The following is a 15,291-nucleotide window of genomic DNA, read 5'->3' as shown; positions in this document are numbered from 1 at the left end:
ATACGTTCAAAAATGAAAAGAATCATGTTATTTTGCATGACGTTAATTTTATTGGCTGGATGCGGCAAGGAAGAGGAAATTCCGAAAATGTTGAATGTCGATTTAGCTGTCGATCCAATTCATGGCAAAGTGAATGAGCCTGTGAAGTTTCAGGCAAAAGTTACTTATGGGGATGAAGAAGTGACAGATGCGGATGATGTCAGCTTTGAAATTTGGCTTGCAAATAGCAAAGACCATGAAAAGATTCCTGCAAAACATAAAGAAAACGGCATTTATGAATTGGAAAAGACTTTTGAAGAAGAAGGAACCTATTATGTATATGCCCACGTAACAGCAAGGGATATGCACAACATGCCAAAGGAAAAATTCGTCATAGGCAAACCAAGCCCTCCTGAACAAAATGGTGGAAAAAAGGATATGGACGAGATGAATGATGATGAAATGAAATGATGAATGCAAAATCCAAACCAAAACAATTCGGTGGAATCCGGATTGTTTTTTTATTTGTAAAATCCTCATGGGGGGATAGGGGTGAATGATGAAGTCTAATGTCGAATTTAAAACGAAAAAAATGTAACATAAAAGTAATGAAAGTCATAATAAGTAGCTTGGAAACGATATGTCAACGAAAAGTTATTAGTATTCCATGGAAATGGTTCTATGTAACTACCATTGACAAGGAGTGGCTAGGAAAATATGGGTATTTATACTACTTACAGAAACATAGATAGTTAAAGCATTTTTGCAAGACTTCTCTGAAACTTGGATAAAAATATTTTCTCATTCGCATCCTGTGAATTTGATGGAAATTGATGGTGCATATATTACGAAAAATGCATGATATGATAATTCCAGAAGCAAAACACAACACAAAATGAACATCACAGGAGGAAATACGAATGAAAAAGAAAATGTTTATGTCAGCAGCAGCAGCTGCAGCTATTATATTCACAGGAGTAGGAGTTAACCAAGCAGAAGCAGCCAACTGTGATACTGTAAAACAAGTAACTTATCAAACTATGAATAAAGAGGATATGCAAAATGTCCTTAACCAATACTTAACTAAATACAATTTCACATTACCTGCAGCACAGGCACAACAAACACCAGTTCAAACACCAGTTCAAGAAGTTGGAACAACGAACCAAGCAAAACCTGAAGCAAAACCTGAAGCAAAACCTGAAGCAAAACCTGAAGCACCAGAAGTAACACCTGATAAATCTACTGATAAAAAAGCAGAGACAAGCTCTGAATTAAGTGCTTATGAACAAGAAGTTGTTAAATTAACGAATGCAGAACGTGAAAAACAAGGTTTGGCAGCACTTAAAATCGACACTAAGTTGAGCAAAGTTGCCCGTATCAAGTCTCAAGACATGAAAGATAAAAATTACTTTGATCACAATAGCCCAACTTACGGCTCACCATTCGATATGATGAAACAATTCGGAATCAGCTATACATCAGCTGGCGAAAACATCGCACAAGGTCAACAAACACCTGAAGAAGTGGTACAAGCTTGGATGAATAGCGAAGGACACCGTGAAAACATCATGAATCCTAGCTTTACTCATATTGGAGTAGGTTACGTAGCATCTGGTAACTACTGGACTCAACAATTCATCGGAAAATAATAGATTAGTAGAAGAGTGCATCCCATTAACATGGGGTGTGCTTTTTTTGCACGCAATTGATCAATTACTTCTAATGGAATAGCATGATTTGTGCCATTGATTTTTGTAATGTGCCGAAACCTAATTGTATGGACTGGTGGTTGTTGGCAACAAGAGAAAGAAGGACCGCACCAGAAAATTAGTGTGGTCCCTTGAAGCCAAATCAAATCTCGGATACATCGATTTCTGAATACTGGGTATTGAAACTTTTTTGAAGGCGTATTTCCAATGTTGATTCTTTATATTGGGCAGATGCCCCTTTTTTCTTAACAAGAGCGGGCAGCGTTATGACATGCCGATCTGACTCCTCTGGAATCCCCTCAATGATGGATTGGTTAGAGGTATGGTAAAGTTTCATTTTCTTTAGCCAAGATTCATCTTCTATGGGAATTCTTACAAAGACATTTAAATGGGTTTCAAAAACATCTGCATGTAAAGGATGTTCGGATTTGGCATGTTCTTTTTGTGCCCCGCCTTCACTATGGTTCATCATACCTTGCATATTGTCAGGGATGACCTGTGAAAATACTTTTTCAATGAACGATTGTACATCACTTTGCTGCATATTTTTCATGAAGTCCTTTTGGTTCGGGTTATTTTTTAAAGAAAAAAGTGAATTCCAGGGAAACATATTGAATTCCTCTCTCCTGCTTATTGGCTGACAGGTTTATTTCTTATATTTTATGCAGGCTAAAGCCTATAGGTTCGTTTTTATAATTACTAAATTATAGAAAACGGGTCAAACTTATGTATAATTAAGTAAAATCCATTAGATAAAGAGGGTAATCCTGTGGATGAAAAAGTAGCTTTTATTACTGGTGGAGCAACGGGAATCGGCAAAAGGATGGCAATTTCACTTGCGGATAATGGTATGTCCATTATCATTACTTATCGAAAAAGTAACAAGGCAGCCCTAGCATTAGTGGATGAATTGCAGGAAAAGTACAATGTAAAGGCACTTGCGATTCAAGGTGACTCGTCGAGTGAGAAAGATTGCCGAAATATTTTGCAGTTGGTCTTGGAGGCTTTTGGCCATGTTGATATCTTCATTCATAACGCAGGGCCTTATATGCATGATCGCAAGCCCATGTCTGAATATGGCAGTGATGAATGGAAGTACATCATGGATGGAAATTTAAATGGTTTTTTCTATTTTGCCAAGAAGCTTATTCCGCAAATGCGCAGTAGAAGATGGGGCAGAGTCATCACTTTAGGGTTTGAGAGGTGTGAAACTGCACCAGGCTGGATATATCGTTCTGCTTTTGCCGCTGCAAAGAGCGGGTTGACCTCCTTAACTAGAACTTTGGCTGCCGAAGAAGCTAAACATGGGATCACCGTGAATATGGTCTGTCCTGGAGATATCATAGGTGATTGGAAAGAAGAGGAAATTAGGGTCGCAAGAGGAGAAAAGGATGATACGGTTCCAGTCGGAAGACCAGGTACAGGGGAGGATATAGCGAGGGTCATCACGTTCCTATGTGATGAAAAATCAGATTTCATTACCGGTAGCGTCATACCGGTAACTGGAGCTAAGGATGTACTTGGGAAATTATATAAAGCCTAGTGGTTTAGGGTAAAAAGGTGGGGCCGGTGTAATCCAGCCCCACTCTTTATTATGCCATTTTTTTATACTTTACTTGCTGTATGAACCTTAAACGAGCAGCCAACCCTATCGCTCCGAGGGCCAAGCCGGAAATTAAGCCGATCCAATACCCAAAGGCTCCCATGTCCGTATACTGTGCAAAGAAATAGCCAACGGGAAGCCCAAGAATCCAATATGAGACAAGGGACATCGCAAACGTGACATTTACATCTTTATATCCACGCAATATACCCTGTATAGGTGCCTGCAGGGCATCTGATATCTGAAAGAAGATGGCATAGATTAAAAAATGTGATGTCAGCATCATTACCTCATGATCTTTAGTGTAAACAGAGGCGACAGGTTCGCGGAAGAGGAATAGGATGGTCGACAAAACGAGCGACATCGTCAATGCCATCGAGATGCCAATCCAGCTGTACTCTTTGGCATCTTTATAACGGGATGCCCCAATTTCGAATCCAATGACGATCGTCAATGCCATGGATATACTTAGCGGCATCATATAAAGCAGTGACGCAAAATTCATGGCAATCTGATGAGAAGCAATTGTCACGGTATCATACTTACTCATCAAAAGGGTAACGGCCGAAAAAATGCTAGTTTCAAAAAAGATGGCCAGACCGATAGGCACCCCAATCAATAATAGGGCACGCCATTCTTTCCAGGAAACCCGGAAAAATTCATTGAAAACCTTATATGTCGAAAATGGGTTGATTTTCACCACTACAATGATGGCAACCAGTGCAATTAACCAATAAGTAATGGCAGTAGCGTATCCGGAACCGACTCCTCCAAGTTCCGGGAATCCAAACTTCCCGTATATTAACAGGTAATTAAATATGACGTTAATTGGAAGTGCACACAAGGTAATGATCATGGAGATCCTCGTCTGCCCGAGTGCATCTATGAATGACCTCAACGCATTATAAACGAATAAAGGAATGATCCCGATAGAAAGGGCGATCAAATAATCATGCGCCACCCGGTGGACATTATCTTCAAGATCCATGGCATTCAATATGGGATTCAATGAAAACGCCCCAATGATTAAAATGACCAAGGCTAAAGCGACAGCTAAATAAATGGCCTGCATCACAGAATAGGAAACGGATTTGGACTGCCTGGAACCAACGAGCTGTGAAACCACCGGCGTTAAGGCAATCAATATCCCACTTAGCCCCGTGTACACGGGTGTCCAAAGCGAACTGCCGATCGAGACGCCAGCAACGTCCTGCGTACTGTATTGCCCTGACATCATTACATCAAAAAAAGTCATGGCATATAGGCCGATTTGAGTTATCAGGATAGGTATCAATATATAAAATAACATACGGATCTTTTGCGATTTAGTATAAGTCTGGTTCATCAAAGTACCTCAATATAAATATTTGAAATTTTCAACACAATGAAAGAATTATATCACAGAAGCGCGTGATGTTTTAAGCTTTTATTTGAAATGAAAAAGACTTGCCGTTTTAGGGCAAGTCTTTTTGTCAGTCGCGCATGGATTCAAAATCATTCATGGCTTCTATATTTGAATCTTTTTGAAGAATGAAAGCCTGGGAAGGGATGGCAATTTGCACATCTTCCTGCTCTAATATCTCCATTATTTTAAAGTTCACATCTTCTTTAATTGATAAATATCCTCCAAAGTCAGTCGCATTCGTGAAGAAATAGAGGTAAAGGTTGAAGCCGGAATGACTAAACTCATCAAACTTAACAAGAATCGTTTCCGGATGTACTTCTGAATGATCAATCAGCATTTTTTCTATGCCTCTAATGACATTTTCCAATTTTTCTTTTGGCGTTGTAACATTCACATCCAAATGGAAGGCAATCTGTCTTTTACCCATCTTTGACCAGTTAATGATCGGTTCATTCGAAAGGGTCGCATTTGGAACCGTAACTAAAGCTTGGGCGAAAGTCCGAACTTTGGTGCTTCGGAATGTGATGTCTTCAATGGTTCCCTCCACACTTGGAGTTTTGATCCAATCCCCTATTGTAAAAGGTTTTTCGGTGACGATGACGATACCCCCGAAAAAATTGCTGACGGTATCTTTAGCAGCAAGAGCGAAAGCCAATCCGCCCAAACCAAGCCCTGCAACAAATCCATCGACATTAAAACCCCATTCCTCCGCAATAATGGAGGCACCAAAAGCAATGATGATTAACTTTATGATTTTCGTAAAGAACGGCATGACGATTTGATCGACTTCAAGTCCAAATTTACTTACTAATTTCGGAAATAAAATAGTTAAGATCGAACTGATATTGAAAATCGTCCAAAAGAATAAGAAGACAAAAAATGATCTGTATATTTTCAATCTTAATTCAGTCGAAGGCGAGTCAAGCGGGAAATAATGCATCGAAATAATAACACCAATCAAAACGATAAGCAATCTTACCGGCTGTTCGATAGCGAGCATTAAGTTGGCCGCAAATTCAACTTTACGTTTTTCTGCCATTCGAAGAAAGAATTTGAATATATATTTAGTAAATACTTTCCGAAGCAAAAGGAAGATTAGAAAAATACCTATGGAAATTCCTAATTGGGTCCAGGCTTCGATTCCATCAAATTGATGGAGAGATTCAGAAACTTCTTGCAATGTATTACTCCTCCAATGTATCTTGTAGTATTGTAGAATACTAAGATTATAATATATTCATGTTAAAAAAGGAAAAAATAATCGATAATTACATTCATCATGGTATTTTAAGGTTCACTTACTGCTTTTTCAAGTTATTAATGGCATGGATATATGGTAATATGGATGCAAAGTGATTTTTTAAGTTTGGAAGGTGGAAATATTGACTAAGAAAATAGTATTTACCGGAGGCGGTTCTGCCGGTCATGTATCTGTTAATGCAGCAATCATCCCGGAATTTTTAGAGCATGATTGGGATGTTACTTATATTGGTTCAAAAAAAGGCATTGAAAAAAATATCATCGAAAAGGAATTTCCCGAGGTCCGTTATGAAACGATTTCAGTCGGGAAATTCCGACGTTATCTTTCTGTCGAAAATATGAAAGACCCTTTCCGGGTCATAAAAGGGATTTTTGATGCACGAAAAATCCTAAAAAAGACCAAGCCGGATTTCATTTTCTCTAAAGGTGGATTCGTATCCGTTCCGGTCGTTTTGGCAGGCAGAATGCTGAGAATTCCGATTGCAATCCATGAATCGGATTATACACCTGGACTGGCCAATAAAATTGCCATGCCACTTGCATCGAAGATTTTCACTACCTTCCAGGAAACGGAAAAAGATCTTCCGAAGGAGAAGGCCATGTATCTAGGAGCTGTATTGCGCGATGGGATTTTTACGGGAAATCCTTCCGCTGGAAAGGCATTTTGTGGATTCACGAATAACAAACCGGTTTTACTCGTTATGGGCGGCAGCCTAGGAGCTGTAAAAATCAATAACTTGATTACAGATAACCTTGATGCCCTACTAAAGGAATACCAAATTATTCACATTTGTGGTAAGGGAAATGTGAAAAACGAATTGAAACAAAGGGGATATGCTCCCTTTGAATTCGTACATGAAGAATTATTCGATCTATTGGCTGCTGCTGATGTCGTCGTATCAAGGGCAGGTTCAAATTCAATATTTGAATTCCTAGGTTTACAAAAGCCTATGTTGCTTATCCCTCTAAGTGCCAATGCATCCCGTGGAGATCAAATCTTAAATGCTTCAAGCTTTGAAAAACAGGGATTTTGTAAAGTCATTCAAGAAGAGGATCTAAATGAGGGGATCTTTCATGCTACATTAGCGGATTTAGTGAATCAATCGGAAGGTTATCAGGAGAAAATGCGTCAAAAACGCCCATTCAAAACGGCAGCGGAAATGTATGAATTATTACTTGAAGTAATGACTGCAAAAAAATAAGTATCAATCCCCTCATTGAAGCATATCTTTTTCGAACAGAGGAGGGGGTAGAATGGCTTATGAATATTCTAAAGGATGGTTCATTCAGCAATTAAAAGCCGCAGGGATTAACTATCATCCAATCGAGAAAAAAAAGCTGGAGCTGTATAAATCATATATTCTAAGACGTTTATATGAAGACCTGCAAAAGGATAAATCATAAAAGAACCGCAACGTCATTGACGTTGCGGTTCTTTTATAGGAAATGACTTATAAACGGAAAGAAACAGGAAATGAGGATACCTGCAATAGCCATTGCCGCACCTGCGACTGCCCCAGTAAACTCACTTTCCTGAGCGGCTTGAGCCGTTCCAAGGCCATGAGCGATCGTACCGTATGCGATACCACGCGCAAAGGGCATCGTAATGTTTAATTTATCCATCATTTTTGGAGCGATCATCGTACCCAGCACCCCAGTCAAAATGACGAAGGCTGCTGAAATATTAGAATTACCACCATAAAGTTCCGTGATTTCTACTGCGATTGGCACTGTAATTGATTTAACCGCCAATCCTTGGAGTATGAACTGCGGAAGTGAAAATGCTTTAGCAATGGCTAAGGCAATGATCAATGTGACCATAAGACCAAAAATCATGCCGCTGATTGCCGGCATTGCATATTTAACGATTATCTTCCTGTTTTTATAAAGTGGTACGGCCAAAGCAACGGTAGCTGGCCCCAAGAAATAGGTGATGATGTCTTTTCCCGGTGAATAATCTTCGAAGTTCAAACCGCTGATCAGCAGTACGAGAATGATTGTAACCGTACTGAAAAATACTGGCGTAGTAAAAGGTGATGGATGTTTAGCATATATTTTCCTTCCTATGTAATAGGAAAGGATGGTTATCAAGATGCTATATGTTGTGATGAGCGCTGTCATGCCGCTTAACCTCTCCTCTATTGGATAACTTTTGAACAGCCCAAGCCGAAACGATGAATCCAAATATCAGGCTGACTCCCAATGTAAGTGCCAATGGCAAACCGAATTCAATGAAAAGCCATCCCATGGTCATTAAACTGATTGAAATTGGAATGAAGAAAAAGGCTAGGTGCTTTACCAAAAATCCTGAAGTAAGATCGATCCACTCAACTTTTATAACCTTCATCTGTAATAAACTAAATAACAGAATCATGCCGATGACGTTGCCTGGAATAGGTAAATGAAGTAAAGGGGCTAAATAATAGCCGAGCTTGCAAATGATGAGCAGCATGATAAGCTGCACGATAAAAGCAAATGTTTTTTTCATGATTAGGTCCTTTCAATGACTCTTTGAATATATTTTGGAATGGGTCAATTGTATTCATTATAAAAAAATATCCCTGAAATGAATAGGGAATTGTAGTAATCTTTCCTAAACATCCTGTGAAAATGGAAAAAAGAGCTTTCCAATATTGGAAGCTCCTGACCATTATATGAAAAGATAAACAAAGCCATCTTAAAATGCTTTTCGTTTTATGCTTCAAGTAACTGCTGTTCGTCATCATCATGCTGTCTAAGGATATGAAAGGTGTATAAATCTTTCGGGATTTCATACAAATCGAAGATATCTCCTTCATGATTGATCTGATCATAGAGGGACTTTCTTGTTTCGTTGGCATTAACAGCATAGGGAAGCTTTTCCGCGGCTTTAATCGAGCGAATATTTTTTTTGCGAATACGCATGAATACTGTTTCCAAACCGAGCTCGAAAAAAAGCTCTTTAAAGAAAGCGTCCTTTGCAATGGCATTATACCCTTTCCCGTGAAAAGGCTTGCCAAGCCATGTGCCTAAGAAACCTGCACCATCTTCAATATCGTATAAAGAAATACAACCGATGGGATTTTCCCATTCATCCAAGATTGTTCGTGAAATGAGTTCCCCAGAATCTTCTGCCTCGATCGTTTGCTTAGTAATGAAAACATATTCTTCATATGAATCTACTTTATGGCGCACGAAAGGGAAGACATCTGGATGCGTCATTTGTTCATAAAGAGAAAAACAATCTGTGAAATCTCTCTTTTTTAACATTTCCGTCCCTCCGTTTGAGGGCAGTTCTTATGCGTAGTCGCTGCCCACCCTCGAAATTTTTTAAGTCGTTCATCAAAAAATTTCGGGGTGGGAATCGAACCCACTAGAACCGGAAACCGGTGGCGCACCATTTGCCTTCCCTATTTTTATTGTCAGAAATTATACAAATCAAAAGACCCTTACGAAGGTATAATACTAAAAAAAAATCGGTTTGGGAATAGGTTTTTTGCCTTTTTTTTTCGTCAAATTTCAACTTTTTTATGAAGGGTGAAATTTGAAGGCAAACGCTTGCTTTTTTTCATGAAAAACTGATTTCTTCGCCCGATTTTTCAAGGGTAACTTGATGCTTCCTTTAAAACTTCCCTGTGAATTGCATGAATAAAATGATTGCCCCGAGGGCCCATACATAAATGGAGAATATTTTCAGTGAACGCTTTTTTAAGAAATCAATCATCCATACTACAGCAATATAACCAAAGATTGCTGCGGCTAGGGTACCAACGAAAAGCGCAGTGACTGGAAGCCGTTGAACTTCTCCTGTAATTATTGGTTTCATCTGAAATACAATGCCCCCCGTAATGGCTGGAATTGAAAGCAAGAAGGAAAAATAAGCTGCCGTGGCCCTATCAAGCCTGCAGAAGAGCCCTGCGGCTATCGTTAGGCCGGAACGCGAAAGAGCAGGCATGATGGCAGCAGCTTGGAAAGTACCGATGATCAGGGCATCCGTAATGGAAATTTCATTAATTGACTTGCCACCTTTTTTTACACCGTCCGCTACCCATAAAATCAGCCCGGTCACTAAAAATTCCCAGCCAATGGTCACCCCTGTTTTTGAAAGGCCATCAAACCAATCCCCAAGTAAAATGCCGGCAATCACTGCAGGGATCGTCCCTGCAATGAGAAGCAGAGTCATTTTGGAGAAAGGGTTTTTCAAAACCGAAATAATGTCATTCTTGTAGACGACCAATAATGCCAGCAATGTACCGATATGGAGCATGGTATCAAGAAAAATGCCGGCCTCGTCAAGATGGAATATATGCCGTCCTAAATATAAATGTCCAGTACTTGAAATAGGTAAAAACTCAGTCAAGCCTTGAATGATTCCAAGGATGAAGGCTTGAAAATCGTTCAGCAAAAAAACATCACTCCATTCTAGAAGGTATGGGACAATCCATTATTTAATCTGTATGCACAAGACGGATGAACATGTTCGGATTTTTCGTTAAATGTATTGCCAATGGGGTTTCATGAAGAAAAGGCAGTCCATTTTTACTTTTTTCGAATATAATGAAAGGAAAATGAAACTATTTTTCAACTGATTCGTAATTATTAATATGAGAGAGGAGGAGAAGACACTATGCCTACTAAAGATGAGAAAGTGTTTGCTGCCCTTATTTATGTAATCAGCTTTTTTACAGCATTTATCGGTCCTTTAGTGATTTGGTTATTGAAAAAGGACTCGTCACAATTTGTGGATTATCATGGAAGGGAATACCTGAATTTTTTCATTTCCTACACTGTATATTCAATAGTTGCAGGGATACTTACTATAGTATTGATTGGATTCTTGCTATTGCCGGTTATCGGGATAGCTTTAGTCGTATTCACCATCATTGCTGCTGTAAGGGCCTATGAAGGAACGGATTACAGGTTCCCCTTAATTTTTAGGATTTTATAGAATGATGTAAAAGGATTCCGTATTCGGAGTCCTTTTTTATATGAACCATGTTGGGAATTGCCCTTCATTAAAAAGGGAATAGATCATATTAAAGCGAATAAAGTAATATGATAACAACTTCAATGCACTTTATTAAGTGAAAGACGGGCGGCTTGTAGTACTGCTAATTAATGTTCGCTTAAGGCGGCAAACTTTCTTGTAAGGGGTGAGGAAAAGAGCAGAATATGAATATACGTGAATATTATCAAAAAACGAGCAATTCAAATTTCAATGCCTCTTGGATATCTCTTGTTTTGGCCGTTGTATTTTTCATTTGCCATATTTTTTCGTTGATACCTGGCAATATATTATTGATAACGTTTCCTTTTATTTTATTTAGTATTGTCCAATTTATCAGTCACAGGATATATGAAAGTAGAATTAAGGAATTGCCTGATGAATTCGTCGGGACGAATGACGGGTTATTAAAAAATGAACATGTTTTATTGACTTTTATGCCAGCACCGACATTGCGGCTGCTTCTCTTTGCACCTGATGGGTCTCTAATGGGCGAGATACGTGATTTGAATATGAAGTGGTTCATGTGGATGATTCCCAATTTCTTGTCGATGCTCCTGGCCAAGCGATATGAACTGGTGGACAATGAGGGGTGCTTGTTAGCCAAGTACCATATCAAAAGAGGGCTTTTCAATAAAATGACGATCATGGATGATCAAGGCGGCCTTATTGGATCGTATCAAGAAAATCGTTCATTCGTGAAGATCAATGGAATGATATATAAGGAAGACGGCACAGAATGGATGCCCATTCAAACGCCGGGGAGTGTGAATTCTTTTGAGATAGCCACAAAAGATGGGGAAAAGATCGTTTCATACCAAGAAGGTTGGATGCCTATGGAATGGGGGAGACGATTCAAGACAAATACCCCCATACTTTCTTTTTCATCCAATGTTGATGAAATCCCTAAAATCATCGTCTTTGGGTTTTGTGCAGCCACTCTAAATCATCGTTCAAATTGACTAGTGTTATCCTTTAGCAAATCCTTTTAATATTTGATATAATTATAGAAGGATACATAGATTGATTACATAATAAAAGGTGGTAAATATGAGTTTACTTAATGAGATTCTTAATTTTAATGAACAGTTTGTAGAAAAAGGTGATTATGTTAAGTATAGAACGGATAAGTTCCCTGAGAAACGTATGGTCATCATAAGCTGTATGGATACTCGGCTCGTTGAACTATTGCCAAAATCCTTGAATATCAAAAATGGCGATGTCAAAATCCTGAAGACTGCCGGGGCAATCGTCTCCCATCCATTTGGAAGTGTCATGCGGAGTATCCTGATTGCCATTTATGAGCTAAAGGCAGATGAAGTATTCGTCATACCTCACCATGACTGTGGAATGGCATCAGTAGATGCAGATTCTGTAGTAGGGAAAATGGTTGAACGTGATATTCCACAGAGCACCATCGATACCCTTGGAGCTGCAGGAATAGATATTCGCAGTTGGCTTCGCGGATTTGATGATGTTTATGAAAGTGTTAAGAAAAGTGTGGAAGTGATTAAAGGACATCCTTTAATACCTAAAAATATTCCTGTACATGGTCTTATCATTTCACCCGATACAGGGAAGCTGGAATTGATAGTCGATGGGTATGCGGAAGAACAAAAATAATATATTTATCGAAGCTGTCGGGATTATTTTCCGGCAGTTTTTTTCAAATTTTAAGCAATACTATTTATTTTTATCCTTTTTTTTGATAAAATCGCGAAGTGTAGTTTGTCACTAATACAAACGGGTGGGCGAGGGATAAATTTTATAAGGATACAACATGAAGAAATTAAACTTGGAAGCGTTTTTCCATTTTTCAGACTATGGAACGAATGGAAAGCGTGAAATCCTTGCTGGAGTCGTCGGCTATTTTACGATAGTCTATATACTCATCGTGAATTCCCTGATTTTATCGGAAGCAGGCATACCAGTTAATGGTGCAGTGATTGCCACGATTCTTTTATCTGCTTTAAGCTGTGTCATGATAGGAATTTGGGCGAATGTCCCAATCCTCCTCGTTCCAGGAATGGGCGTAAATGCCCTTTTTGCTTATACCATGGTTCAAGGGATGGGTCTATCTTGGCAATCGGCGCTTGGTGCTGTGTTTATCTCAGGGGTTATTTTTGTAGTCATTGCTTTTACAAAATACTCTAAGTTAATCAGTGAGTCAATTCCAAGTTCGATAAAAGAAGCCATATCTGTTGGTCTTGGCTTGTTCTTGATGCTAATCGGTCTCGAGAAGGGCGGGATAATCACGGGAGGTTCATCATCTATCGTCGCATTGGGAGATTTAAGCGATCCAGCAGTGTGTGCAACGGTGTTAACCTTTTTACTGGCAATCACGCTATTCATCAAGAATGTCCCCGGTAACTTCATGATTACCATCCTGGCAGGTAGCCTTATTGCCTATTGTTTCGGGACGGTTCAACTATCGGAAATCCATTTTTCAGGCATAGACACAGCTTCCTACGGCGATCTCTTCTTTTCATTATCGTTCATGGAAGCGGACCGAATTGAATTCTGGATAAGTGTATTTGCGATGACGATGGTTCTTGTTTTTGAAAATATTGGTCTTGTACACGGGCATGTAGACAGTATCAATCGCCAGGACGCCTATAAAAAGTCGCTGCAGGCGACAAGTGTTTCCGTTTTATTTTCAGGTATATTCGGATCGAGCCCTACCGTTGCAACAGTTGAAACCGCAGCAGGAATCGCATCTGGAGGCAGAACCGGTTTTACTTCAGTGGTGACGGGTTTGCTATTCATTCTATCATTGCTGTTTATACCAGTGATTAAAGTGATCCCTGATAGCGCCATTGCCCCCATTTTAATTATTATTGGCATTTTGATGCTCGGAAACATTAAAAAGCTGGATTTCAGCGATATAACCGAGAGTATACCTGCAATCATGATCATCACGATCATTCCATTCACATACAGTATCGCGGATGGAATGGCATTCGGTTTCATTCTGTACCCGTTCTTGAAGCTTGTTACCGGAAAGGCGAAAGAGGTGTCAGCCCCGATGTATGTGAGTGCTGGAATGTTTATCGTCTATTTCATCATCAGTATGCTTGGTTAATATTATGGAAGAGCGGTTGGAATGAGTTCTCTCTTATTCCAACCGCTCTTCTTATTGTATATTTTTGACGAAAAAAATGGATTTATTGTGAATTACTCGATGACACATCCATTCTGAAAATGCTATGATATAGAATATTAAAAAATGATAAATGACTAGCAGCATATTAGAGGATGTGACAGGATGATTATTGAAGGTTTAAAAAGCCATGGATCAGGTAATGATTTCTTAATAATTGATGAATTGACTACGGCCTTGACGTTTACTGAAGAAGAGCGAAAAAATTTCGCGAAGGCCCTATGCAATAGGGAAAAGCTTGGAGCGGACGGTATTTTGTTTGTAATGGAAAGTGAACAGGCCGATTGCCGGATGCGTGTCTTTAATGCGGATGGATCGGAAGCTTCGATGTGTGGCAATGGACTTCGCTGTGTTGCGCGTTATGCGAACGACGTTCTAGGGCTCGATAAAATGATTGTGGAAACGATGAAGGCAAATCTACTCGTGGAGAAAACGGAAGATATTTATGAGGGCATCCCGACTTTCAAGGTGGAAATTTCCCCGGTAAGTTTTAATGTAAAGGATCTTCCTCTTGTATTAGCAAAAGAACAATTGCTAAACGAACCAATGCCGGAACTTCATGATACCCTTTTATTTTCGGCATTGGCGGTTCCTAATCCACATTTAATCACGCTCATCGATAGTGACGTTTTGCAAAGTGATTTGCAGGCAGACCTTTCGACAAAGGTCAATCAACCGAATGCGCTTTTCCCTGATGGTGTCAATGTCAGCTTTGTGAAAGAGCTTGAACCAGGGAGCATTTATGTGCGGACATTTGAACGGGGAGTAGGCTTCACTAATGCATGTGGAACGGCGATGTCAGCTTCAAGCCTAGTAACATGCTCTGTTGGAATTAACTCGTTGGAAAGTGAAATATCTGTCTATAATAACGGTGGAAAAGTTAAATGCGTCGTCCATCATGATGAAGAAAGCCAAAAGTATTCAATAGATTTAATCGGGAATGCAACATATGAATTCAAGGTATTGATTGAAATAAACTTAGATCAGCCTGAAAAATTCAAAATGCTTGAAAAACAGGTTTTTGAATCGGAAACAAGCTTATATTCCAAGCTGCAGGATGAAGTTCAAAGTTATTTGAAAACGACATTATAAACTGGAAAGACCAACAATTAGTTTGTCTATTTTTTATGAGTTGTACAATTTGGCCGTTGATTTTCCACTCCAGGCACTCGCTTTCCGCGGGCGGTC

At 39.3% G+C, this 15,291-nt stretch carries 17 protein-coding genes; 10 read left to right on the top strand and 7 right to left on the bottom strand.

Annotated elements, in window-relative coordinates; all coding sequences use genetic code 11:
* The first annotated feature begins 12 nt into the window (after positions 1 to 12).
* Both ACFX4X_RS04235 and ACFX4X_RS04230 read left to right on the top strand, forming a co-directional pair.
* Positions 13 to 450, top strand: a complete 438-nt coding sequence (locus ACFX4X_RS04235) for a FixH family protein (protein WP_284470460.1) — start codon at positions 13 to 15, stop codon at positions 448 to 450.
* 449 nt (positions 451 to 899) lie between these two features.
* Positions 900 to 1,631 carry a CAP domain-containing protein gene (locus ACFX4X_RS04230; RefSeq protein ID WP_061463568.1) on the top strand — a complete coding sequence of 244 codons (732 nt, stop codon included), beginning with the start codon at positions 900 to 902 and terminating at the stop codon, positions 1,629 to 1,631.
* Between the two features lie 202 nt (positions 1,632 to 1,833).
* Here ACFX4X_RS04230 and ACFX4X_RS04225 read toward each other — a convergent pair whose 3' ends face one another.
* Positions 1,834 to 2,301: an Hsp20/alpha crystallin family protein gene (locus tag ACFX4X_RS04225; RefSeq protein ID WP_284470462.1), complete on the bottom strand. Its 468-nt coding sequence runs from the start codon at positions 2,299 to 2,301 to the stop codon at positions 1,834 to 1,836.
* A 159-nt stretch (positions 2,302 to 2,460) separates the two neighbouring features.
* On the opposite strand from ACFX4X_RS04225, the gene ACFX4X_RS04220 reads away from it, so the two are divergent.
* Positions 2,461 to 3,234, top strand: a complete 774-nt coding sequence (locus ACFX4X_RS04220; RefSeq protein WP_284470463.1) for an SDR family oxidoreductase — start codon at positions 2,461 to 2,463, stop codon at positions 3,232 to 3,234.
* Positions 3,235 to 3,283: 49 nt separating this feature from the next.
* Here the strand turns inward: ACFX4X_RS04220 and ACFX4X_RS04215 are convergent, their stop codons facing one another.
* Positions 3,284 to 4,639 carry an MATE family efflux transporter gene (locus tag ACFX4X_RS04215; RefSeq protein ID WP_284470464.1) on the bottom strand — a complete coding sequence of 452 codons (1,356 nt, stop codon included), beginning with the start codon at positions 4,637 to 4,639 and terminating at the stop codon, positions 3,284 to 3,286.
* A gap of 127 nt (positions 4,640 to 4,766) precedes the next feature.
* Positions 4,767 to 5,879 carry a mechanosensitive ion channel family protein gene (locus ACFX4X_RS04210; RefSeq protein WP_284470465.1) on the bottom strand — a complete coding sequence of 371 codons (1,113 nt, stop codon included), beginning with the start codon at positions 5,877 to 5,879 and terminating at the stop codon, positions 4,767 to 4,769.
* Positions 5,880 to 6,072: 193 nt separating this feature from the next.
* Here ACFX4X_RS04210 and ACFX4X_RS04205 point away from each other — a divergent pair, with 193 nt between their 5' ends.
* On the top strand, positions 6,073 to 7,161 hold the full coding sequence (locus ACFX4X_RS04205; protein WP_284470466.1) for an undecaprenyldiphospho-muramoylpentapeptide beta-N-acetylglucosaminyltransferase: 1,089 nt from the start codon (positions 6,073 to 6,075) through the stop codon (positions 7,159 to 7,161).
* A gap of 52 nt (positions 7,162 to 7,213) precedes the next feature.
* On the top strand, positions 7,214 to 7,363 hold the full coding sequence (locus ACFX4X_RS04200; RefSeq protein ID WP_081108830.1) for a DUF2639 domain-containing protein: 150 nt from the start codon (positions 7,214 to 7,216) through the stop codon (positions 7,361 to 7,363).
* A 33-nt stretch (positions 7,364 to 7,396) separates the two neighbouring features.
* Here the strand turns inward: ACFX4X_RS04200 and ACFX4X_RS04195 are convergent, their stop codons facing one another.
* The 4 genes from ACFX4X_RS04195 to ACFX4X_RS04180 form a co-directional block, all read right to left on the bottom strand.
* Positions 7,397 to 8,080, bottom strand: coding sequence for an LrgB family protein (locus ACFX4X_RS04195; protein ID WP_081108829.1), 684 nt, complete (start codon positions 8,078 to 8,080; stop codon positions 7,397 to 7,399).
* On the bottom strand, positions 8,055 to 8,447 hold the full coding sequence (locus ACFX4X_RS04190; protein WP_377381885.1) for a CidA/LrgA family protein: 393 nt from the start codon (positions 8,445 to 8,447) through the stop codon (positions 8,055 to 8,057). The genes ACFX4X_RS04195 and ACFX4X_RS04190 overlap by 26 nt, the downstream gene beginning before the upstream one ends.
* A 206-nt stretch (positions 8,448 to 8,653) precedes the next feature.
* Positions 8,654 to 9,208: a GNAT family N-acetyltransferase gene (locus tag ACFX4X_RS04185; RefSeq protein ID WP_061463563.1), complete on the bottom strand. Its 555-nt coding sequence runs from the start codon at positions 9,206 to 9,208 to the stop codon at positions 8,654 to 8,656.
* 352 nt (positions 9,209 to 9,560) lie between these two features.
* Complete coding sequence (locus tag ACFX4X_RS04180; protein WP_377382137.1) at positions 9,561 to 10,340, bottom strand: undecaprenyl-diphosphate phosphatase; 780 nt, start codon at positions 10,338 to 10,340, stop codon at positions 9,561 to 9,563.
* Positions 10,341 to 10,565: 225 nt separating this feature from the next.
* Here ACFX4X_RS04180 and ACFX4X_RS04175 point away from each other — a divergent pair, with 225 nt between their 5' ends.
* From ACFX4X_RS04175 to dapF, 5 genes are all read left to right on the top strand, one after another.
* Positions 10,566 to 10,886, top strand: coding sequence for a DUF4870 domain-containing protein (locus ACFX4X_RS04175; RefSeq protein ID WP_061463562.1), 321 nt, complete (start codon positions 10,566 to 10,568; stop codon positions 10,884 to 10,886).
* A 224-nt stretch (positions 10,887 to 11,110) separates the two neighbouring features.
* Positions 11,111 to 11,905, top strand: coding sequence for a hypothetical protein (locus tag ACFX4X_RS04170; RefSeq protein ID WP_377381880.1), 795 nt, complete (start codon positions 11,111 to 11,113; stop codon positions 11,903 to 11,905).
* An 88-nt stretch (positions 11,906 to 11,993) separates the two neighbouring features.
* Positions 11,994 to 12,566: a beta-class carbonic anhydrase gene (locus ACFX4X_RS04165; protein WP_061463560.1), complete on the top strand. Its 573-nt coding sequence runs from the start codon at positions 11,994 to 11,996 to the stop codon at positions 12,564 to 12,566.
* A 157-nt stretch (positions 12,567 to 12,723) separates the two neighbouring features.
* Positions 12,724 to 14,025, top strand: coding sequence for an NCS2 family permease (locus tag ACFX4X_RS04160; RefSeq protein WP_377381876.1), 1,302 nt, complete (start codon positions 12,724 to 12,726; stop codon positions 14,023 to 14,025).
* A 183-nt stretch (positions 14,026 to 14,208) separates the two neighbouring features.
* Entirely contained in the window at positions 14,209 to 15,195 is a 987-nt protein-coding gene (gene dapF / locus ACFX4X_RS04155) for a diaminopimelate epimerase (RefSeq protein ID WP_284470471.1), read from the top strand.
* Positions 15,196 to 15,291: the final 96 nt, after the last annotated feature.

Origin of the sequence: Peribacillus sp. YIM B13481 (assembly GCF_042787985.1) — a bacterium.
GTDB lineage: Bacteria > Bacillota > Bacilli > Bacillales > DSM-1321 > Peribacillus > Peribacillus simplex_A.
This window is presented reverse-complemented; position numbering and strand designations above follow the sequence as displayed.